We start from the raw sequence: 21,597 nt of genomic DNA on the forward strand, positions 1-21,597 counted from the left end.
ACTCCCGACTTTTAACTTTTAACTGCTTGACTCCGCCGAATGGAGTATTCTGAATTTGTTACCCCGGCCGCTCCCATGCGCCGGCTGCGCGTGGCCCAGGGGCTGGTGCTGCTGTTTCACCTCACGGGCTTTGTGGGGCTGGCTTTTTCCGACGACCCCGGGTTTTACCTGCGGTTTACGCCCCTCACGCTCGGGCTCACGGCCCTGCTGCTGCTGTGGTTTCAGGAGGGGTGCGACGCCAGCTTCTGGGGCTTCTGCCTCACGGTGGTGCTGCTGGGATTCGGGGCCGAGTTCGTGGGCGTGAACACGGGCAAGGTATTCGGGCACTACACGTATGGCGACACGCTGGGTTTCAAGCTGTTCGACCAGCAGCCGTTCAGCGGTGTGCCGCCCATGATTGGGCTGAACTGGCTGGTGCTCACCTACCTGTGCGGCATGCTGGTGCGCTACGTGCCCATGGGCGAGCTGGCCCGCATTCTGATTGCGGCCATGCTCATGGTGGGCTTCGATGCCTGCCTGGAGCCGGTGGCGGGCCGCTTCGATTTCTGGCACTGGACGGCCGGCGTGATTCCGGCGCAGAATTTCCGCGACTGGTTTATTTTCGCCTGCATTCTGCAAATGCTGTTCAACCGCACCACCTTTGCCAAGCGCAACCCGCTGGTGCCGCTGGTGTACCTCACGCAGCTGCTGTTTTTCTTTTTGCTGGGCGCGCTGAAATAGCGCCCGTCGGTGAACCAGGACCGGCGCAAAATTGTCCGGCTGCCGTACTCTGCCTTCCCCGCCTTCCTATCCGCTATGAGCAACGTTACCCTGCCGACTGCTTCGCTCGAAGCCGCCATGCCCGTTTTTTATTCTCACGGCCTGGCCGGGGCTTCCGAGGCGGCCCTGGCGGCCAGCCTGGGCACCACCACGGCCGACCTGACGGCCCAGTTCCCGAGCCGCGACCTGCTGGTGCACCACACCATGCTGGCCGACATTGAGCGCCAGAAGCGCGAGCACGTGGCCCTGTACGCCGAGTTTCCTACGGCCGTGGAACGCCTCTACGGCCTGCTGCGCCTGGGCCTGCGCGATTTGGCCCAAACGCCTCCTACCTTCTACGGCGAGCTGCAAGCGGGCTTCCCGCTCACCTGGGAGGCGGTGCTCGAACACCTGAATACGTACTCGGCCCCGCAGCTGCAGCAGCTGCTGAACGACGGCATCCGGGCGCGCCTGTTCCGCTCCGACATCAATATCCAGCTCGTGACCAAGATTATTCTGGAGCAGCTGAACATGATGCTGAACCCGCTCACCTTCCCGCCCGAGCGGTTTAGCCCGGCCGAGGTGTTCCGCAGCATCTTCCTGTACTACATTCGCGGCATCTGCACCGATGAAGGCGCGCGGATTGCGGCCGAGCATTTTGCCCGGCTGTAGGCAGCTCCGGCGTCGCGGCTGGGGGTAACTCTCGGGACAAATGCGTTTCACCACTTTGCGCGGCTGGCTGGTGCCGGCCGCCGCGGGCCTGCTGCTGACAAGCTGCCAGGGCCAGAATTCGTCGTCGGAAAAATCGACGACCGTCATCAAAAACGAAAGCGCCCCCGGCGACACCGCCAGCGTGGCCGCCCCCAACGACGGCATCACGCCCGCGCTCATGGCTCGCCACATCAAGGCGCTGGCTTCGGATGCGTTTCAGGGCCGGCGGCCGTTCACGGCGGGCGAGGAAAAGGCCACGGCTTACCTGGCGGCCGAGTTCAAGAAGCTGGGGCTGCAGCCGGGGCCGGCTGGGTCCTACTTCCAGGCGGTGCCGCTGGTGGAAATCGTGGGCACGCCCGATTCGGTGGCAACCATTGCGGGCAACGGCAAGACGCTGGCGCTGAAGTACCGGCAGGATTTTATGTTTCTGAGCGAGCATGAGCAGCCGGTTATCAGCATCAAGAACTCGCCGCTGGTGTTTGCCGGCTACGGCGTGACAGCCCCCGAATACGGCTGGGACGACTACGCCGGCCTCGACGTGAAGGGCAAGACCGTGGTGGTGCTCATCAACGACCCCGGCAACGCGGGCAACGACACCACGATGTTCAAAGGCAACGCCATGACTTACTATGGCCGCTGGAGCTACAAGTACGAGGAGGCCGCCCGCCACGGCGCCACGGGCCTGCTCATCATCCACGACACCAAGCCGGCATCCTACCCCTGGACGGTGGTGCAGAGCAGCAACGGCGGCGCCAAGCTGCGCCCCCAAACGGCCGATAAAGGCGCGAGCAAAGTGGCCCTTGAAGGCTGGCTGGCGCTGGATGCGGCCAAACGGCTGTTCACGGCCGCCGGCCAGAGCTACGACGAAGCCTACGCCGCCGCCAACAAAAAAGGCTTCCGGGGCCGGGCGCTGGGGCTGAACATCAGCACGACCATCCACAACAAAATCACCCGCAAAACCTCGAAAAACGTGGTGGCGGTGCTGCCCGGCACCACGCGGCCCAAGGAATACATCATCTACACCGCGCACTGGGACCACCTGGGCATTGGCAAGCCGGTGGCGGGCGACTCGATTTACAACGGCGCGCTCGACAACGCCAGCGGCTGCGCCGGCCTGCTGGCCATTGCGACGGCCTTCCAGCAAGCCAAGGAAAAGCCCCAGCGCAGCATCGTGTTTCTGGCCGTGACCGGTGAGGAGCAGGGCCTGCTGGGCTCGGGCTACTACGCGGCGCACCCGCTGTACCCGCTGGCCAGCACCGTGGCCGATTTAAACATGGACGAGCTATTTGGCTTCGGCCCCATGCGCGACCTGACGGTGGTGGGCTACGGGCAGTCGGACATGGACGACTACGCCCGCGCCGCCGCCCAGGAGCAGAACCGCTACGTGCTGCCCGACCAGCACCCCGAAACCGGCTACTTCTACCGCTCCGACCATTTCAGCTTCGCCAAAGTGGGCGTGCCGGCCCTCTACGCCCGCGGCCTGTTCGAGAGCCGCCTGCATGGCAAGGCCTACGCCGAGGCCCAGCGCGTGGGCTTCGACGAGAAAAACTACCACCAGCCCAGCGACCAGTACGACCCCGCCTGGGACCTGCGCGGCGCGGCCCAGGATGCGCGCCTGCTGTTCCGCGTGGGCCAGCGGCTGGCTAGTGAGACGACTTTCCCGAAGTGGAAGGACGGCTCGGAGTTTAAGGCCGCGCGGGAGAAGAGCCGGCCGGGGAAATAGCACGAACGACTGTCATGCGGAATGCAGCGAAGCCCCTTATCACGCTCGAACGACTTGTTCTGATGTGATAAGGGGCTTCACTGCGTTCCGCATGACAGTTCTTACTTCAGCAGCTTCAGCGGCTCTTTCGGGTTCATGCGCCTTTGCTGCTCCAGCAGCTTGGCGGCGGTGGCAAGTTGGGCCGGGTCGTGCACATTCACCAGAATGAGCGGGCCGCTGGGGCCGCTGGTGCTCAGCACGAAGCTTTGCTCTGGGCGCAGGCGGTGGGCGCGCAAGGCGGGCAGCTGCTGGCGCAGGTACTTGAGCGTGGCCTCGTGCTGCTGGGTGACCATAATAACCGGCAGGTGCTCGCCGCTGCGGGCGCTGGCCAGGTGTTTGGCCGAGTTCAGGATGGGCGCCCCGCTGTAGGTATAGGTGCTGCGCAGCTGCGACCGAAACGCCTGGATGGCCCCGTCAAAATCCTCGGCATCGGTCCAGTAGAGCACGTTGCGGAACAGGTTGCCGTATTCGGTGGCGGCCTGCGGAAAATCTTTATCGAAGAGGCGCACGGCCTGGCCCACGAAGGCGCTGTCGATGGGCTGGCTGCGGTCGGTGTAGGCGGCTACCAGCGGGTAGAGTGCGTGGGCGTAGCGGTTGATGTAGTCGTCGTTGTACCACTCGCCGGTTTCGGGCTGGCCGGTCTGGCGGGCATGAATCCACTCGCCGGCGGCGGTGGCCAGGGCTTCTTCCAGCAGGTTGTAGGCGTAGCGGCGGTTGGGCGAGGCGTTGTGCAGGAACCAGCCTTCCAGCTGCTGCTGCAGGCTCAGCCGCTGCTGCGTGGAGAGGGCGTGGCACATCTCGTGAAACATGACGGTGCTGCCGCCCACGAACTCGCGCGAGGCCGGGTTGCAGTTCAGCAGCACCACGTTGCCGCTCACCGAGGCTTTGTTGGTGAAGCCGCTGCCCGGCCCCAGCTGCGAGTTCAGCAGCACGCGGAAGGGCAGTGCATCGGGCCACACGCCGCCGTAAAAAGTGCGCAGCCGCCCAAACTCCCGCATCAGCTGGCTTTGGGCTAAAAACTGCGCGTAAGCCGTTTGCAGGCGGGCCAGCTCGGCGGCGTGGGGCTGCCAGGCCAGCGTATCGAAGGTGGGCTCGAAATAGCGGTATACGCTGTCCAGGCTCACCAGCACTTCGTTGGGCAGCAGGCCCACGGTGCGGCGCTGCAGGTCGGACAGGTCGCGGGCATCGGCGCTGGCGGCCAGGTAGCCGGGCATGATGGAACCCGTGCTGCCCAGACGGTCCGCCGGGTAGCCGTCGCGGTCGAAGCCGGGGTCGTAGTCGAGAGCCTGGTAGCGGCGCAGCCAGCGGCGGGCGGCGGGCGTGTTGAAACGGCTATGCTCAAACATCCAGCGCGAGCCGACGTGCGTGCCGCTGCCACCGGCCATGGTTTGCACGAACCGCACCAGGCTGTGCGTCCGGCTGACTTCCACCGTCACGGCCGGGCCAGGACTGATAACCGGCTGCGCCCGCAGCGAAAACCACCCCAGCAATAACCCCAGGAACAACAATTGCTTCATGCCGCTAAAAGTAGCTACAGAAGCAAAGCAGCGCCGTGCTTCTGCACGCCATCTTCCTGCATTTGAAACCATCCTGAATACTTCATTAAGTTAGGCCAGCGCACATGGTTTATGTGCTCATAACATACCCAATGATATGGCCAGACCTTGTTTATGCACCCGGCATATACTCACCATTGATGATGCACCGCGCCTATGTACTTAAAATATACTTACTCGCAGCCGCATGCTTTACTTACCTCGCTAGTAGCCAACCCAATAGCGCCAGCCGCACCGTCCAGGCCAGCGTGCGTAGCCAGTTGGTGCGCGTGAGGCCATCTATTGCAATGTAGTCGAAACCGTGTTCGAGGCGGTTGTGGAAAGGCACGGCGATGAAGAACGTGGCGGCCCAAATCAAGGCTACCAGCCCCAGGCTCCACCAGCCGGCCCCGCCGGGCAGGGCGTCGCGCCCGGCCCAGGCCAGCCAGGCGGCGAGAGCCAGCTCCAGCACCATGGGGGCCAGCACCACGTAGCTCATGCGGCGGGTGTGGGCGCGGTGGAAAGCCAGCCACGCGTCCTTCGGCACCAGCCCGAAGCTGGGGTAGTGCACCACCTGCACCGTCCAGATGAGGCCGGTGAGGTAGGCCGCGGCGGCGAAATTGAGCAGGAGCAGCAGGTGAAGCGTCATGGATTCAAAATAATTTTCGGCCGAAACATAGCGGTTTTCGGAGGCCTGCGCGGTACGCAAACGTTCCCGTAAAGAAACGCCCCAAACCGGGCCGGCAGGGCATTATTTCCGTACCCGATGGCTGGTGCGTAGGTTCGCACCGCACCTTTTGCCTGTTCTATGCCTGTTTCCTCCGAAAGCCTGACTCAACTCTTCCCGCCCGACGTGGCGGCCATTCCCGACGCCTGGCGGCTGGCCGCGCCGCTGCACCAGCGCCAGTACCTGCTCGACGGCGAGCTGCGCGAGTGGGCCGGCCCCGTGCAGGAAGTCATTTCGCCTATGTTCGAGCGCCAGCCCGACGGCACCCTGAAACCCCGCGTCATCGGCTCCTATCCATTGTTCGACGAGGCCGAAGCCATCAAGGCCCTCGATGCCGCCGTGCAGGCCTACAATTTCGGCCGCGGCGAGTGGCCGATGATGAGCGTGGCCGAGCGCATCGCGGCCGTGGAGAAATTCACCCGCCTGATTGTGGCCCGCAAGGCCGAAATCGTAAAGCTGCTGCTCTGGGAAATCGGCAAGTCGGCCGCCGACTCCAACAAGGAGTTCGACCGCACCATCGACTACATCCGCAACACGATTGATGCTCTCAAGGACATCGACCGCGACTCCTCGCGCTTCACCATCGAAGAAGGCATCATCGGCCAGATTCGGCGCTCGCCGCTGGGCGTGGTGCTCTGCATGGGCCCCTTCAACTACCCGCTGAACGAGACGTTCTGCATGCTCATTCCAGCCCTCATCATGGGCAACACGGTCCTCTTCAAACCTCCGAAACACGGCACCCTGCTGCATTTCCCGCTGCTGGCCGCCTTCGCCGAAGCCTTCCCCAAGGGCGTGGTGAACACCGTGTACGGCCGCGGCAACACCGTAGTGCCAGCCCTCATGGCCTCGGGCAAGATTGACGCGCTGGGCCTCATCGGCAGCAGCCGGGTGGCCGACTCGCTCAAGAAGATGCACCCCAAGAGCAACCGCCTGCGCGCCATCCTGGGCCTCGACGCCAAGAACGCGGCCATCATCATGCCCGACGCCGACCTCACGGTGGCGGTGCAGGAGTCGCTGCTCGGCGCGCTCAGCTTCAACGGGCAGCGCTGCACGGCGCTCAAAATGTTCCTGGTGCACGAAAGCATAGCCGATGAGTTCGTGCAGCGCCTTGCCACCGAAATCAACAAGCTGAAGCCCGGCATGCCCTGGGATGCGGGCGTGAACATCACCCCCCTACCCGAGCCTCAGAAACCCGCCTACCTGGCCGAAATCATCGCCGATGCCGAAGCCTACGGCGCCCGCGTGATGAACGAAGGCGGCGGCACCGCGGCCGGCCCGCTGGTATACCCCGCCCTGCTCTACCCGGTGCAGGCCGGCATGAAGGTGTGGCGCGAGGAGCAGTTCGGCCCGGTGGTGCCGGTGGCCCGCTTCGCCCAGACCGAGGAGGCCATTCAGTACCTCATCGACTCCGACCACGGCCAGCAGGTGAGCATCTTCGGCTCCGAATCGCAGGAAGTGGCCGACCTCATCGACCAGCTCGTGAACCAGGTCAGCCGCGTCAACCTCAACGCCCAGTGCCAGCGCGGCCCCGACACCTTCCCCTTCACCGGCCGCAAAGACTCGGCCGAGGGCACCCTCTCGGTGAACGACGCGCTGCGTTCCTTCAGCATCCGCACGGTAGTGGCCACCAAGCTCACCGACGCCAACAAGCACCTGCTGAATGAGATTGTGGACGGCCAGGAAAGCAGCTTCCTGAGCACGCGGTTTATTTTGTAGAACGGCGGCTATTGTCGGTTGTCATGACGAACGCAGTGAAGCACCTTATCACGTTCGAACAACTTGTTCAGACGTGATAAGGTGCTTCACTGCGTTCAGCATGACAGCTCTGTCCCAATCAGCCTTCCCTACTCGCTGCCCTCAATCTCGGCCAGCTCGGGCGCGGCCAGCGGTACGCTTTGGTCCTGCGGCAGCGTCACGATGAACTCGGTGAAGGCGCCGACTTCGGAGCGGGCCGTGAGGGTGCCGCCGTAGCCCTTAGTCACGATGTCGTAGGTGAGCCATAGGCCCAGGCCAGTACCCTCCCCAGGCGGCTTGGTGGTGAAGAAGGGGTCGAAAATCTTGTCCATCACGCCCACCGGGATGCCGGGTCCGTTGTCGCGCACGTGCAGCTCCACCGCGCCGCTGATGCGCCGGGTGCGCACCCGCACCGAGGGCACGTAGTCGGGCCCCAGCAGCGCAGCCTTTTCGTGCACGGCATAAAAGGCGTTGGCGAACAGGTTGAGCAGTACCCGGCCCAGCTCCTGCGGCACCACTTGCAGCGGCCCCAGCGCGGGGTCGAGGTCGAAGCTGCGGGCCACCTCGAAGTTGTGATGCTTGGTTTGCAGGGCGTGGTAGGCCAGGCGCAGGTATTCCTGGGCCATGTTGTTGAGGTTGACGGGCTGGCACTGGCCGGGGTCGGCGTGGGCATGCTCCAACATCCCCTTCACAATGCCCGAGGCCCGGTCGCCGTGCTGGTTGATTTTAAGCAGGTTTTGGCGCAGGTCGGCCAGCAGCTCGGTCGTCAGGCCGGCATTGGGCGCGGCCTGCTGGTGCTCCTCTTCCAGCTCGTTCAGCAATTCCAGGCTCACTTCGGCAAAGTTGTTCACGAAGTTGAGCGGGTTCTGCATCTCGTGGGCCACGCCCGAGGTGAGGGCGGCCAACGCCACCATCTTCTCGCTTTGCACCAGCTGGGTTTGGGTGGTTTTCAGCTTGGTCAGGGTCTGGTCGAGGCGGTCGCGCTGGCGGCCAATCTCCTCGTTTTTCTCGTTGAGGGTGCGGTTGGCCCGCTGCTTCAGGTAAATGTTGCGGGCCAGCAGTCCCAGCAGCAGCAGCAAGCCCCCGAGGCCGGCCAGCAACGCCCGCATTTCCTGGCGCTGCCGAAAGGCGCGCTGGGCCTGCAGCTCGCGGCTTTGGGTGAGCAGCGCAATCTGGTCCTGCTTCTTATCGAGCTCGTAGCCGTAGCGCAGGGCGCTGGTGCGGCGCTGCGTCAGCTCGCCCGACACCGAGTCGCGGTAGGCAGCCCACAGCGCCTGGTAGCGGTAGGCCTCGGCAAACTGCCCCTGCCGGGCGTAGGCCCGGGCCAGAATGTCGCTGGCGTTGCGCAGGTTTTCGTTGCTGCGAGTACGGCGACTTTCGGCGTAGGCGTGCCGGGCCAGCCGGCGGGCGCTGTCGGGCTGGCCCAGCAGCAGGTACACGCGGGCCAAGGCCAGCTCGGCCGGGGGCTGGTTAAAGGCATCGTGGGTGGCGTAGGCCTCGGTACGGGCCCGCTGCGCATAGGCCAGCGCCTGGGGCAGCCGTCCCTGGTCCACATACACCTCGGCCAGGTTTATTTCGTCGATGAGGGCGCTTTGGTTGTCGCCCACCCGGCGGTTGAGGCTCACCGAGCGGCGCAGGTAGCGCAGGGCGCGGGGGTAGTCGCGCAGGCGCAGGTAGGCATTGCCGAGCAGGTTCGAAGCGGCCGCGCGCATGTGCTCGTCGCCACGCGCATCGGCCGTGCGCAGGGCCGGGCGCAGCACCTGAATGGCTTCGGCGTAGTTGCCCAGCTGCACGTACACGTTGCCCAGGGCCACCTGCAGGTAGGTTTGGGCCACGCGGTCGCCGGCGCGCTCGGCGTAGGGCAGCCCCTGCAAAGCGGCCCGCAGCGACGCCAGCGTGTTTTCCTGCTCGCTGGCAATAAAGCTCCACTGCACAAAGGTTTTGGCCAGGCCGGCATTGTCGTGGCGGCGGGCAAACAGGGCCTGGGCCTCGCGGGTGTAGCGGCTGGCCTGGGCGTAGTCGGCACGGCGGCGGGCGCGGGTGCCCAGCCCCAGCAAGGCCTGGCCCATGCCCAGCGAATCGTGCAGCTGCCGGCCCAGCGCCAAGGCCTGCTCCAGCACCCGGGCCGATTGGTCGGCGGCACTTAGCTGCAGCTCCGCGCTCAGGGCCTGCAGGCGGCGCACGCGGGTGGTGTCGGCGGCGGGCTGGGCGGCCAGCAGGGCGCGCAGGCTGTCGGCCGGGCGTGTTTGGGCCTGCGCGGGGCGGGCCAGCCCCCAGCCAATAGTCAATAACGCGAGCGCCAATATGAATTTCATAGCTAGCTCCTGGCAGTGCCCCGGTTTATTTGCACGCAATTCCGCCCCTGCTCGCTATCAGGGGTAGGGCGGGTTAATCACCAACCCGAAGGTGCCCTCTAACACCAGCCGCTTGTCGGAGGAGTTGATGGGCTTGTCGGTGTGCAGCACCACGCGCCAGGCCCGCTTACCATTAATGGGGTTGGGGTCGATTTCCTGCTTTCTCACGATGGTAGCCCCGGCCTTCACCAGTTCTTTCACGACGTCCCGCAGTTCCCGGGCATTGGTCGAGTCGGTAGGCGCTGGGCTTGCCTGCTCCACTTCAAGAAACGACACGTTGCTGCTGTCAACAACCGCTGCTGTCGTGAACCGCAGTTCCTTCGGCTTCACGCCCCCGTTTCCCGGTTTGGGGAAAGAATACGTGAGCGGAGAGCTTGTGTACGGCACGGGCTCACCGGCATTGTGCAGCACGTTTTTGTGGTAGCGGCGCGCCGCTTTTAGGCAGGCGGCATCCGTAGCGTATCGGCGCTCAATTGCCGCCTCGCGCCCTATCATGGCCTTGTCGCCAAAACTGGCAAAGCTCACATCCGCCGCCGGCATCGCCTGGGGCGGGCCGCTGCCCATGTGGGGCGGCCGGCGGGCGCACGAACCACCCGCCGCCAGCAACACCGCCCACAGTATCAATCGATGCACGTTCATCACAAACAAGTGTGTTTTTGGTATTGCAAAAATTCAGACGGTTCCATACCGGGCGTGGGGCTACGGGCAAGCCACTAGCGCACAAACGGATACGGCGGGTTTATCACCAGCCCCAGCACGTTGCCCGCAGCATCGGCCAGCGTGGCCAGCTCCAGGTCGCTTTTGATAGCAGGCAGCAAGTTTTTGGGCGGCTTGTGGGGCGGGTGCACCCCGCCGCAGCCGTGGTTCTTAATCAGGTCGTCGTACACCTTCTTCAGGTCGGCGCTGTCGCCCGGCACTTCCCAGTAGATGAGGGTGTGCGTGCTGCCGTTTTCGGTGGCCACGCACAGCAGGGCCATGTCGGTAGTGAGCCGGTAGGGGTAGTTGGTTTCGCCCAGCAGCGCCTCGTAAAACGTTTTGGTTTTGGCGAGCTGCGCGGCATCGGCCACACCCAGCTCGATGATGGCGGGGCGGGACACTTTGCCTTTAAGAATCGGTGGCGAGGGCGTTTGCATGGCAACGGGATTAATGAAGGCGAAACGGCTGGCTGCCGCTCCAGCAGTTGCGGCGACTAGCCAGCGCTGGGGCTTCAGCCAAGTATATTACAACCTAAATATACAGCTTATTTATAAATAAGCACAATTTTTTATCCGCATTATCATATCATATTTCTCAACAAAGCGCCAACGGCCTGGCAATGCAGGCCCGCAAGCCGTCTGCTGCTGATGCGCTGCCTTGCGCAACCGGCTTCGCATTCGGGCAACTATTGGCGCGGCCGCTGGTCTATGCCGGGCGCCGGGTGCCGATATTCGCCCCATTGCCGCTCCATCTCATCCAACGCATGAAAAAACACTTTCTGCTGCTGCCCGTGCTGGGCGCGGCCCTCGCCGGCTGCCCCGCCAACTCGCTGAAAACCGCCGGCTCGGCCGACGGCAAGCCCGACATCCTGCGCGCCGCCCTCGACACCACCGTGGCGCCCGGCGACGACTTCTTCTCCTACGCCAACGGCACCTGGATTAAGAACAACCCCATTCCGGCTTCGGAAAGCAATATGGGCATCGGCAAAAAGGTGCAGGACGAAGTGTACGCCCGCCTGCGCCAAACCAGCATCGAAGCCGCCGACGCCAAAGCCGCCGCCGGCAGCAACCAGCAGAAAATCGGCGATTTCTGGGCCGTGGGCATGGATTCGGTGAAGGCCGACAAGCTGGGCGCGACCCCGCTGAAAGCCGAATTGGACCGCATTGCGGCCATGAAAACGGCCGCCGATGTACCGGGCGTTATTGCCCACGAAATTCCGTTGGGCGTGCGCGCCCTCATTGGCCCGCGCGTGGGCCAGGACGACAAGAACAGCGACAAAATGGTGCTGTATCTGCGGCAGTCGGGCCTGGGCCTGCCCAACCGCGACTATTACTTCAACACCGACACGCGCACCAAGAACATCCGGGCCGAGTACCTGAAGCACGTGGCCAACACCTTCAAGCTGCTGGGGCAAGACGAGGCCACGGCCAAAACCAATGCCGATAAGGTAATGGCCCTGGAAACAGCGCTGGCCAAGTCGTCGCGCAAGCTCGAAGCCCTGCGCGACCCCTACGCCAACTACCACAAAATGAGCATTGCGCAGCTCAACAAGCTCACGCCGGGCATTGAATGGAAAAGCTGGCTGGCCCAGATGGAATTCACCAACGTGGACACCGTGATTGTGGGCCAGCCCGAATTTTACCAAACCGTTGGGCAGCTCCTGAAAACCAAGCCCGTAGCTGACTGGAAAGCCTACCTCACCTGGCGGGTGGCGGGGTCGTTTGCCCCCACGCTCAGCAGCCAGTTTGTGAACGAGAACTTCCACTTCTACAGCACCGTGCTGCGCGGTGCCAAGGAAATCCGCCCGCGCTGGAAGCGGGTGCTCGACATGCAGGAAAATGCCCTGGGTGACGCCCTGGGGCAGCTGTTCGTCAAGGAATACTTCAAGCCCGAAGCCAAAGCCCGCTACGACACCCTGGTGAAAAATGTGACGACGGCCTTCGCCGAGCACATTCAGAAGCTGGATTGGATGAGTGCGCCCACCAAAGTGGTGGCGCTGGACAAGCTCCATAAAATAACCCCCAAGGTGGGCTACCCCGACAAATGGAAGGACTACTCCAGCCTGAAAATTGACCGCAGCTCGCTGGCCGAAAATGTGATGCGCGCCAACCTCTGGGATTACCACTACGAGCTGAACAAGCTGGGCAAGCCCGTCGACCGCACCGAGTGGGGCATGACGCCCCAGACCTATAACGCCTACTACAACGGCTCGAACAACGAGATTGTGCTGCCCGCCGCCGCCTTCGCCATCCCCGGCCTGCTCGATGCCGACGCCGACGACGCGCTGGTGTATGGCTACGCTGGCGCCAGCACCATCGGCCACGAGCTCACGCACGGCTTCGACGACGAGGGCAGCCAGTACGACGCCCACGGCAACCTGCACGAGTGGTGGAGCAAGGAAGACCGCCAGCGCTTCAACCAGCGCGTGAACGGCATCGTGAAGCAGTTCAACGGCTACACCCTGCTCGATTCGCTGCACATCAACGGCAAGGCCACGGCCGGCGAAAACATTGCCGACCTCGGCGGCATCGTCATCGGTTTGGATGCCTTCAAGAAAACCAAGCAGTACAAGGAGGGCAAGAAAATCAACGGCCTCACGCCGGTGCAGCGCTACTTCCTGGGCTACGCCCTGGGCTGGCAGATGCACGTGCGCGACGAAAGCCTCGCCTCGCAGCTGCTCACCGACGTGCACTCGCCCGCCCAATACCGCGTGAACGGCCCGATGGCCGACGTGCCCGCCTTCTACGAAGCCTTCGGCATCAAGCCCGGCCAGAAACTCTACCGCCCCGATTCGACGCGGGTGGTGATTTGGTAATCGGCTGGCTTGTTTGATTAATGAAGAACGTCATGCAGAGCGCAGCGAAGCATCTCGCCCGCCGCCACTAATTCAATCGTTGGTGCGTCAAACAGTAGTGATTGCACGCGAGATGCTTCGCTGCGCTCTGCATGACGTTCCTACTTTAGGTTTATTCTCTCCCAACCAACCCAAACGGCCCCTGCCCGGCGCGGCTTTCGCCGCCGCCGCAGGGGCCGTACCTTTGCGCCGTGCAAAACCTTCCCGCTCCTTATCTCACGCCCGAGGCGCTGACCACCTTCATCCGCACGGCCCTGGCCGAGGACGTGGGCGACGGCGACCATTCGGCCCTGGCCGCCATTCCGGCCGATGCCCGCAACCGTGCCCACCTGCTCGTGAAAGGCGACGGCGTGCTGGCCGGCATGGAACTGGCCCCGCTCATCTTCGCCGAAGTCGACCCCAGCCTGACCATGACGCCGCTGCTGGCCGATGGCGCCCGCGTGAAACACGGCGACATTGCCTTCACGGTAGAAGGCCCGGCCCGCAGCATCCTCACCGCCGAGCGCCTGGTGCTCAACTGCATGCAGCGCATGAGCGGCATTGCCACCTACACCGCCCACCTGAACACGCTGCTGGCCGGCACCAGCGCCAAGCTGCTCGACACCCGCAAAACCACGCCCAACTTCCGCCTCTGCGAGAAGTGGGCCGTGCTCATCGGCGGCGGCGTAAACCACCGCTACGGCCTGTTCGACATGATTATTCTCAAGGATAACCACGTCGACTACGCCGGCAGCATTGGGGCCGCCATTGCCGCCACGCACGCCTATTTGCAGGAAAAAGGGCTGAAGCTGCCCATCGAAATCGAGACCCGCTCGCTGGCTGAAGTGCAGCAGGCGCTGGATGCCGGCGGCATCGACCGCATCATGCTCGACAACATGCCGCCCGAGCAGCTGCGCGAGGCCGTGGCGCTCATTGCCGGCCGCTTCCCCACCGAAGCCAGCGGCGGCATCACCGAGCAAACCATCGGCGACGTGGCCCGCACCGGCGTGGATTACATCTCGGTGGGCGCGCTCACGCACTCCGTCAAAAGCCTCGATTTGAGTTTGAAAGCATTTTAATCTAGTTGTCAGTTGCTTGTTGTCAGTTGTTAGTTTCCACTACTTCCTGAACGACCTAACAACTGACAACAAACAACGAACAACCAGCAAATGAACCAACCCAACCAACGCGGCGGCGGTGGCGGCTTCCGCCAGGCCCAGCAGATGCCGTCGCTGGCCATCCGCACCAAGAAATCACAGCTTACCACCGATGCCTACACTAAGATGGTGATGGGCGAAGTCTGGAAAAAAGACTGGGTGTACGCCCTCATTCCGTTTGCGCTGGGGCTGCTGCCGGCCCTGTTTGTGCACTCGTGGTGGTGGATTGCGCTGGCCGTGGTGCTCACCATCCTGTTCGTGCTGTTCCGCTCGGCCCAGGTGACGGGCGTGACGCAGATGGAGCAGAGCAAGCCGCTGTTCGAGCGCATGGCGTTTGAGATGGACAACAAGCAGATTCTGCTGCGCGTAGGCCCCGAAAAGGAAGGCAAAGCCATGCAGCTGAACTGGGACATGATTGGCCGCGCCCGCCGCGACGTCGACGCCTACGTACTGTACCTGAAGCCCGGCACGCCGCCCGCCGGCATGGCCGCCTGGCGTTTGTGGCTGGCCCGCACGTTCGACGTGCCGGTGTTTCTACATTTGCCCTTCAAAATTTTCAGCGCCGACAACGACCGTCGCTTGTTCGAGGCCATGCTGCGCCGCAAAAACCTGCTGCCCGCCGAAGCCGGCGCGCCAACCGCTTAATTTTCAACCTCTGCTAATTTTACTTCGATGAAATTGACCTCCACCCTGTTGCTGGCCATTTCCGCCGCTACTTTGGCCCTGACTTCCTGCAGCAGCGAGCCCTCCGATTGGCGCCCCGACGACAAAGTATCGACCGACGTGGTAGCCCCCGGCACCCGCGATACCGAGAATTTCGACCACTCGGTGCCCAACGGCTCCATCGAAAACGCCAACTCGCCCCTGATTCAGGCCGCCGAGGCCGAAGCCCACGGCACCAACGCCAAGCCCGTGCCCTCGGCTGAGTCGGCCATCTCGGCCAACGCCGAGGAAGGCATGCGCAAGCGCGGCCAGCTGCACGACGCCGGCAAATCGGGCCAGGCCGACACGGCCGAAAACGGCCACGAAATCCAGCGCTAAGGCGCCGACACTCTTCGTCTAAGCTATTGTGGGTGGCAGCTTTGCCCGCCGGTTGGCGGTCGCAAAGCTGCCGCTTTGCGTCTTCTCCATCCGGATAATGTGCGCGGCAAGCTGAACCACGCCGGCCTTTGCCGGTAGTACTTGCTTCCGCGGGTTTTATTCCTGATTTCTTCGTTTATGGGTTTTGCCATTTTTCTACTCCTGCTCACGGTGCTGGGCGCGGGCGCGGCGGCGGCCTGGGTGCCCGTCGCGCGCGGCGGGCAGTGGCTGAAGCCGCTGCTGGCCTTTAGCGGGGCGTATCTGTTCACGCTCACCGTCACGCACATTCTGCCCGAAGCGCTGCAGCTGCTGCCTGAGCACCCTACGCGGGTGGGCTACTGGGTGCTGGCGGGCTTTTTCGGCCAATTGCTGCTGGAAGTGCTGTCGCAGGGCATCGAGCACGGCCACGTGCACCACGAGCACGGCCACAGCCCCGAGGCGCCCGGCCGGGTACCGTTTCTGCTGCTGGGGGCGCTGATACTGCATTCGTTTCTGGAAGGCAGCGTGCTGGTGCACACGCCCGAAGCCGGCGACATCAGCCGGAATTTCTACGCCATTGTGGTGGGCGTGGCGCTGCACCACATGCCGGCCGCGTTTGCGCTGGCCACGCTGCTGCGGCTGCGGCTGGGCAGCTTCCGCCGCGTGTGGGTGGGGCTGTTGATATTTGCGCTGGCCTCGCCGGTGGGCATCATCGTGAGCAACTACGTGGTGCTGTCGCAGCTGCTGAGCAGCGGCTGGTACGCGGCGCTGCTGGGGCTGGTGGCCGGCAATTTCCTGCATGTTTCGACCACCATTCTGTTCGAAACCAGCCCCGAGCACCGCCTCAACTGGCCCAAGCTGGCGGCTACGCTGGCCGGGCTGCTGCTGGCGCTGGCCGTGGCGTAAGCGGCAATTATCCACTATCCTTTGCCTGTTATTTCCCGATGAAGCGGCTGCTTGGTTATCTGCTCCTGCTGGGCTGGAGCGCTCTGCTGGTGCCCCACGCTGCGGCGCAAAGCCGGCGCAAAGGCTCGGCCGAAGCGTCCATGTTCCGGTTCAGCCAGCCGCTGGCGGCGGGGCAGTATTCGTTCGAGCCCACGGGCCTGTTCTGGTTTCCGCAGCCGCCGGAAACGCAGATTAAGCCGGAAGCTTTCCAGCCCGACGCGTACTTCGACCAGAAGGCCCAGCCGGTGAAGCTGAAGGCCCAGCCGGTGCGCTACGGAGCCTATTTGTTCACCAACAAACAGGAGTACTTGTACGCGCTGGTGAGTGGCAAAGCGGGCTGGCTACGCGCCCCGGTGCCCGTGCCGGAAGCCCTGAAGGCACAGTACCGCACGCTGATAAGCCAGCAACGCCTGCGCAGCGCCGAAACGCGCCTGAAGCTGGGGTCGGAATACGGCTACGTGCAGATTACGCCTTTCAACGACGCAGATTATGTGTTGATTCGCAACGGCTTCGACAACGACTTGGTGCTGCACCTGCCTACGCGGCGCATCACCTGGCAATCGGGCGGGCGCTACGAGGGGGCCGAAATCAACTTCGCCACCGACCAGCTCGAATGCCACGGCGACTTGATGGGCGGCCGCTTCACCTTCACGCGGCAGGGCCAGCTGGTGCCCGACAAGCCCACGCCCGCTGCCAGCATGAGCGCGGAGGAAAAGCTCTTTGCGCGCATGATGTCGTCGCCCCAGGCCCAGAAGCACATCATCGACAGCCTGCGCCGCAACTACAAGCCCAGCGCCGCCGAGCTGATGGGCCAGGCCCTCGAAACCGGCAAGCTCGCCCGCGTCGATTCGCTGCTGAAACGCGGCTTTGGGGTCGATTCGGCGGTGTATATCAAGGGCCGTAAGCTGGGGCCGCTCAGCCACGCGCTGGTGTTCGATAATGTGCCGCTCGTGGCGCTGCTGCTGAAACGCGGGGCTTCGGCCACCAAGGTTAACCGCTACGATATTGCCCGTCATCCGCCCATCTGCTTCGCCAAGTCGCCAGCGGCGCTGGAACTGCTGTTTGCGCACGGTGCCAACCTGCAGCTCATCAGCTACACCGACTATTACAACCGGCGGCGGTACCCGACGGAGTTCCTGGGCGAGAAGGCCGAGCTGCGCCCCGTCCTGCTGCGCCACGCGCCCGATTCGCTGTTCAAGCAGTTCGACTTCTACGACACCATGCTGTACCGCTACATCTGGGAAGGCGACACGGTGGCCATTCAGCACCTGCTCGACCGCGGCGCCAGCCTGGTGAAGCCGCTGCGGGTGGGCCTGAAATACCCGTTTGCCGAAGCCGAGCGCAAGCCGCCGCTCTACCAGGCGGGCCGCGTGAGCACGGCCATGTTCCTGCTGCGCCACGGGGCCCGGCTCGATAACCCATTCCACCTGCCCCTCAACCCGGAGGAATACGTGCTGCGCTTCGAAAGCTTGCCCTTCCTCAACTACGCCGAAAAGCGCCTGGGCGTGAAGCTCACCACGCCCAACAACCCCACTTTCGCCGTGCTGAAGGATACCGTGATGATGCAGGCGCTGATGCAGCGCGGCGTATCCATCAATTCGGTGGACAGCTACGGCAACACGGCCCTCATCTACGCCAAGCAATGGGACCAGAACGTGCCGCTGGAGAAATTTCTGCTGCGCCACGGAGCCGACAAGGCCATCGTCAACAAGCGCGGCGGCAGCTACCTCATCGGCCGCGAGCGGCCGTATGGGCGGTAATTCTCAGCCACAGCAGCTTACCCGAAATCTTCCACTGCGCCGCCCAGCAGGAAATTTTCCAGCTGGCGGGCGCGGGCCGTTTCGCGGGCCAGGGTGGCCTGCAGGCGCACCAGCCGCTGGCGCATGGCCAGAATGATGTCGAGCGCCTCGGGGGCCAGGCCCAGCTCGTGGTGCAGGCGGGCGAGGCGCGGCAGGTCGTCGGGCTCGTCGATGATGACCGTTTCGGGCGCGGGCGCGGCCCGCAGCAGGCCGGCTTGCAGAAATTCGCGCAGCGCGGCCGGAGCCAGCCCGTAACGGGCCGAGCATTCCTGAAACGTAAGGGTGAGAACGTGCATTTCCATGGCGGGCAAAACGAGGGGTTAAGCCTCCGGACGCAAAGCGGCCAGCTGCTGAATCAATTCTTTTTCCGGTTCGGTGAGGTTTTGCGGCAGCGTCAAATTCAGGCGCAGGTACAGGTCACCAAACTGGCCTTCTTTTTTATAAACCGGGAAGCCCTTGCCGCGCAGGCGCAGGCGGGTGCCGTTGGCCGTTTCGGGCTTGATTTTGATTTTGACGGAGCCGCTGAGCGTTTCCACCGTTTGCTCGCCGCCCAGCAGGGCTTTGTAGATGGAAACGGGCACATCCTGCGTCAGGTCGTCGCCGGTGCGGGCGTAGCGGGCATCGGGCCGGATGCGGAAGGTGATGAGCAGCGCGCCGTTGGGGCCGCCGTTGCGGCCGGGCCCGCCCTGGTCGCGCAGCCGGATGGTTTGGCCGTCGGCCACGCCGGGCGCGATGGTCAGGCGCAGGTTCTTGCCGTTCACCGTGATGGTGCGCGGGCCGCCCTGGTAGGCTTCTTCCAGGCTCAGTTCCAGCTCGGCCTGGTAGTCGGGGCCGGCGCCGGGCCTGCTGGTGCGGCCCCCGCCCCCGCCGCCCATGTTGCCGAACAGCGAGCCGAAGAAGTCCGAAAAATCCTCGCCCTCGCCAAACGGGCTGCCGCCCCCGCCAAAGCCGCCGCCCTGGCCCTGCGTGTACTGGCTCCAGTCGAAACCGCCGCCGGGCTGGCCACCGCGGCCCGCGCCGCCGCCGGGCTGCTGCTGGTAGCGCTGCCAGTCGGCCCCAAACTGGTCGTACTTCTTCCGCTTCTCGGGGTCGCTCAGGACTTCGTTGGCCTCGTTTATTTCCTTGAACTTTTGCTCTGCGCCCTTGTCGTTGGGGTTCACGTCGGGGTGGTGCTGGCGGGCCAGCTTGCGGTAGGCCTTTTTGATTTGCTCGGGGGTGGCAGATTTCTCCAGGCCCAGCACTTTGTAATAGTCCTTGTAATCCACTTGATGCAGAAATTTATGAATATGAATGCTTAAATGATGGAAGCGTGTATTTTCGCCAACCCATCAGGGCGCAATATCCGTACGTAAGCGTGCTGGCCCGGGCCGGATAACGCCTCTGACCGGCCACTATTGAACGGAAATAAATCGGCAAAAGTTAATTTGCCCGCTGCCCAAAAGCTGGCCCCGATTTTGCACTTGCAACCTGGTCAACGCTCGCATCACACTGTAAAAGGCGGTATCTTGCGTTGAATTAGCTTTTTATATTGTTTTCATCCGGCCTTGTTTTTCATTTTTCCATGAAGACACCCTCCCCTTTCTATACGTTTCTGCTTGTCGTGCTATTCGGCACCTTCGCGGCCCAGGCCCAGACGCCGCGCCCCGGCCGGGCAGTGCCCAAGCCCCGCACCGCCGCTGCCAAAGCCGAAGGCATCAAGGACGGCCTGTCGATGCAGAAGGGCCGTGTGGTGCTCACCGAGCTCGGCATCAGCAACCCGCTGGTGGCCGATAAAAAACTGGTTAACGGCACCATCATCACGCCCGCCGGCGTAGTTACGGGCACCGATGGCACCACCGCCCAAATGAAGGAAGGCGACCACGTGTCGCTCACCGGCCGCATCACCTCGCGCGCCGAAATCGTGGCCGCCGACAGCATCGCCAAAATCCAGCTTTTCGACGCCCTGCACCCCGGCAAGCGCAAGAAAATGGAGGCCGAAGCCGAGAAAAAAGCCAAAGCCAAAGAGAAAGCCGCCGAAGCGAAAGCCAAGGCCAAGGAGAAAGCCGCCAAGCGCCGGAAATAAGCTTAACCACTAGCTGGAATTCAACCGCCGCCCTGGCAAAGGGGCGGCGGTTTGTTTTTATGGGGCGGCGGCGCCGCGGGTTCGTCCTATCTTCGGGGCCTTACGTATCCCGCCCCATGCTCTTTTATACTGTGATGAAGCCGCTGGTACAGGTGGCGTTGCGCGTGTTTTTCCGCCGCATCGAAGTGCGGCACCCCGAACGGATGCACCTGCCCGGGCCGCTGTTGCTGGCCGGCAACCACCCCAACACCCTGATGGACCCGCTGCTGGCCGCCGTGAACCGCCGCCAGCCCATCGCCTTCCTGGCCAAAAGCACGTTTTTCCAGAACCCGGTGCTGCGCGCCATCATGCAGTCGGGCAACTCCATCCCCATCTACCGGGCACAGGATACGGGCACCGGCGTGGGCGGTGTGGCCACGCCCGAGGAGCGCGCCGCCCAGAACGAGGCCAGCTTCGGCCGCTGCTACGACTACCTGGGCAAGGGCGGCACCATTATGATTTTCCCGGAGGGCACCAGCGTGAGCGAACGCCGCCTGCGCCCCCTCAAAACCGGAGCCGCCCGCATTGCCTTAGGAGCCGAAGCCCGCTACGGTTTCAAGCTGGGCCTGAAAGTGGTGCCAGTGGCCACCAACTACTTCGACCCGCACAAATTCCGCTCCGACGTGCTGCTGAACGTGGCCCCGCCCATCTGCGTGGCCGACTATGCCGCCGCCTACGCCCACGACCCCGACGAAGCTGCCGACCAGCTTACCGAAGCCATTCGGGTGGCGCTGGAGCGGCGGCTCGTCATCAGCCGTGACGCGGCCGAGGATGCCTTTGTGCAGCAGATTGAGCGCACCTTTGGCGACCACCTCAACCCCGACGACGACCCCGACACGCTCTACGACAACTTCCAGCTTAGCCGCACGCTGCTGCAGGCGCTGCCCTGGGCCGAGCAGCAGTTTCCCGAGCGTCTGGCCGAGGCCCGGGGCCGCTTCGACAACTACCTGGCCGAGCTACGCCGCCACGGCCTGAATGATGAAGCCCTCGACAGCCAGCGCCGCGGCTCCATTGTGGGCCTGCTGAACCTGGTGCTGGGCGCGCCGGTGTGGCTGTATGGCGTTATCAACAACTACCTGCCTTACATTCTGCCTTCGGCCGTGGCCAAGCGCGCTACCAAGGATGTGGAGTTTGTGGCCCCCATCATGCTAGTGGTGGGCATGATGACCTTTCCGCTGGCCTACGCCCTGCAGATTGCCGCCGTGCAGCACTGGCTCACCCACGACTGGCGCCTGACGCTGCTCTACGGCCTGAGCCTGCCCGCCACCGGCTTCTACGCCCTGAGTTATTGGAGTACTCTTTCGGCGCGGCTGCGGCGGCTGCGGGCGGCGCGGCTATTCCGCCGCGCGCCAGCTGTGGGCGAGGCGCTGCTGGCCCAGCGTGCCGACCTGGTGGCCGAGCTGCAGGAGGCGCGGGAGGCGTACCTGGCGGCGCGGTGAGTAGTGG

19 protein-coding genes are annotated in these 21,597 nt (G+C 63.8%); 12 read left to right on the forward strand and 7 right to left on the reverse strand.

Going from position 1 to position 21,597, the window contains the following annotated elements; genetic code table 11:
* The first annotated feature begins 39 nt into the window (after positions 1 to 39).
* The 3 genes from MON38_RS11840 to MON38_RS11850 all read left to right on the forward strand — a co-directional run bounded on the left by MON38_RS11840 (position 40) and on the right by MON38_RS11850 (position 3,172).
* Positions 40 to 720: a carotenoid biosynthesis protein gene (locus tag MON38_RS11840; protein WP_241936378.1), complete on the forward strand. Its 681-nt coding sequence runs from the start codon at positions 40 to 42 to the stop codon at positions 718 to 720.
* A 75-nt stretch (positions 721 to 795) separates the two neighbouring features.
* A complete protein-coding gene (locus tag MON38_RS11845) occupies positions 796 to 1,410 on the forward strand; it encodes a TetR/AcrR family transcriptional regulator (protein ID WP_241936379.1) in 615 nt (204 codons plus the stop codon).
* 40 nt (positions 1,411 to 1,450) lie between these two features.
* Positions 1,451 to 3,172: a M28 family metallopeptidase gene (locus MON38_RS11850; protein ID WP_241936380.1), complete on the forward strand. Its 1,722-nt coding sequence runs from the start codon at positions 1,451 to 1,453 to the stop codon at positions 3,170 to 3,172.
* A 101-nt stretch (positions 3,173 to 3,273) separates the two neighbouring features.
* Here the strand turns inward: MON38_RS11850 and MON38_RS11855 are convergent, their stop codons facing one another.
* Both MON38_RS11855 and MON38_RS11860 read right to left on the reverse strand, forming a co-directional pair.
* On the reverse strand, positions 3,274 to 4,728 hold the full coding sequence (locus MON38_RS11855; RefSeq protein WP_241936381.1) for a hypothetical protein: 1,455 nt from the start codon (positions 4,726 to 4,728) through the stop codon (positions 3,274 to 3,276).
* 235 nt (positions 4,729 to 4,963) lie between these two features.
* A complete protein-coding gene (locus MON38_RS11860) occupies positions 4,964 to 5,395 on the reverse strand; it encodes a hypothetical protein (protein WP_241936382.1) in 432 nt (143 codons plus the stop codon).
* 159 nt (positions 5,396 to 5,554) lie between these two features.
* On the opposite strand from MON38_RS11860, the gene MON38_RS11865 reads away from it, so the two are divergent.
* On the forward strand, positions 5,555 to 7,189 hold the full coding sequence (locus tag MON38_RS11865; RefSeq protein WP_241936383.1) for an NADP-dependent glyceraldehyde-3-phosphate dehydrogenase: 1,635 nt from the start codon (positions 5,555 to 5,557) through the stop codon (positions 7,187 to 7,189).
* A 128-nt stretch (positions 7,190 to 7,317) separates the two neighbouring features.
* Here the strand turns inward: MON38_RS11865 and MON38_RS11870 are convergent, their stop codons facing one another.
* From MON38_RS11870 to MON38_RS11880, 3 genes are all read right to left on the reverse strand, one after another.
* Entirely contained in the window at positions 7,318 to 9,522 is a 2,205-nt protein-coding gene (locus MON38_RS11870) for a tetratricopeptide repeat protein (RefSeq protein WP_241936384.1), read from the reverse strand.
* 57 nt (positions 9,523 to 9,579) lie between these two features.
* Positions 9,580 to 10,200 (reverse strand): hypothetical protein, encoded by a 621-nt coding sequence (locus MON38_RS11875; protein ID WP_241936385.1) that lies wholly within the window; start codon positions 10,198 to 10,200, stop codon positions 9,580 to 9,582.
* A gap of 74 nt (positions 10,201 to 10,274) precedes the next feature.
* Positions 10,275 to 10,694 carry a VOC family protein gene (locus MON38_RS11880; protein ID WP_241936386.1) on the reverse strand — a complete coding sequence of 140 codons (420 nt, stop codon included), beginning with the start codon at positions 10,692 to 10,694 and terminating at the stop codon, positions 10,275 to 10,277.
* 326 nt (positions 10,695 to 11,020) lie between these two features.
* Here MON38_RS11880 and MON38_RS11885 point away from each other — a divergent pair, with 326 nt between their 5' ends.
* The 6 genes from MON38_RS11885 (at position 11,021) to MON38_RS11910 (ending at position 18,011) form a co-directional block, all read left to right on the forward strand.
* Positions 11,021 to 13,072 (forward strand): M13 family metallopeptidase, encoded by a 2,052-nt coding sequence (locus MON38_RS11885; protein WP_241936387.1) that lies wholly within the window; start codon positions 11,021 to 11,023, stop codon positions 13,070 to 13,072.
* 230 nt (positions 13,073 to 13,302) lie between these two features.
* Positions 13,303 to 14,169, forward strand: a complete 867-nt coding sequence (gene nadC / locus MON38_RS11890; protein ID WP_241936388.1) for a carboxylating nicotinate-nucleotide diphosphorylase — start codon at positions 13,303 to 13,305, stop codon at positions 14,167 to 14,169.
* A 90-nt stretch (positions 14,170 to 14,259) separates the two neighbouring features.
* Positions 14,260 to 14,892 carry a hypothetical protein gene (locus MON38_RS11895; protein ID WP_241936389.1) on the forward strand — a complete coding sequence of 211 codons (633 nt, stop codon included), beginning with the start codon at positions 14,260 to 14,262 and terminating at the stop codon, positions 14,890 to 14,892.
* Between the two features lie 27 nt (positions 14,893 to 14,919).
* The gene (locus MON38_RS11900) at positions 14,920 to 15,288 is read left to right on the forward strand and encodes a hypothetical protein (RefSeq protein ID WP_241936390.1); all 369 of its coding nucleotides are present in this window, start codon (positions 14,920 to 14,922) and stop codon (positions 15,286 to 15,288) included.
* Between the two features lie 177 nt (positions 15,289 to 15,465).
* Positions 15,466 to 16,212 (forward strand): ZIP family metal transporter, encoded by a 747-nt coding sequence (locus tag MON38_RS11905; protein ID WP_241936391.1) that lies wholly within the window; start codon positions 15,466 to 15,468, stop codon positions 16,210 to 16,212.
* A 38-nt stretch (positions 16,213 to 16,250) separates the two neighbouring features.
* Positions 16,251 to 18,011 (forward strand): ankyrin repeat domain-containing protein, encoded by a 1,761-nt coding sequence (locus MON38_RS11910; RefSeq protein WP_241936392.1) that lies wholly within the window; start codon positions 16,251 to 16,253, stop codon positions 18,009 to 18,011.
* A gap of 17 nt (positions 18,012 to 18,028) precedes the next feature.
* Here MON38_RS11910 and MON38_RS11915 read toward each other — a convergent pair whose 3' ends face one another.
* Both MON38_RS11915 and MON38_RS11920 read right to left on the reverse strand, forming a co-directional pair.
* Positions 18,029 to 18,352 carry a chaperone modulator CbpM gene (locus MON38_RS11915; RefSeq protein WP_241936393.1) on the reverse strand — a complete coding sequence of 108 codons (324 nt, stop codon included), beginning with the start codon at positions 18,350 to 18,352 and terminating at the stop codon, positions 18,029 to 18,031.
* A gap of 18 nt (positions 18,353 to 18,370) precedes the next feature.
* Entirely contained in the window at positions 18,371 to 19,315 is a 945-nt protein-coding gene (locus tag MON38_RS11920) for a DnaJ C-terminal domain-containing protein (RefSeq protein WP_241936394.1), read from the reverse strand.
* 296 nt (positions 19,316 to 19,611) lie between these two features.
* Here MON38_RS11920 and MON38_RS11925 point away from each other — a divergent pair, with 296 nt between their 5' ends.
* Both MON38_RS11925 and MON38_RS11930 read left to right on the forward strand, forming a co-directional pair.
* The gene (locus MON38_RS11925) at positions 19,612 to 20,112 is read left to right on the forward strand and encodes a DUF6799 domain-containing protein (RefSeq protein WP_241936395.1); all 501 of its coding nucleotides are present in this window, start codon (positions 19,612 to 19,614) and stop codon (positions 20,110 to 20,112) included.
* Between the two features lie 116 nt (positions 20,113 to 20,228).
* Complete coding sequence (locus tag MON38_RS11930) at positions 20,229 to 21,590, forward strand: lysophospholipid acyltransferase family protein (protein ID WP_241936396.1); 1,362 nt, start codon at positions 20,229 to 20,231, stop codon at positions 21,588 to 21,590.
* Positions 21,591 to 21,597: the final 7 nt, after the last annotated feature.

Source organism: Hymenobacter cyanobacteriorum (assembly GCF_022631375.1).
GTDB lineage: Bacteria > Bacteroidota > Bacteroidia > Cytophagales > Hymenobacteraceae > Hymenobacter > Hymenobacter cyanobacteriorum.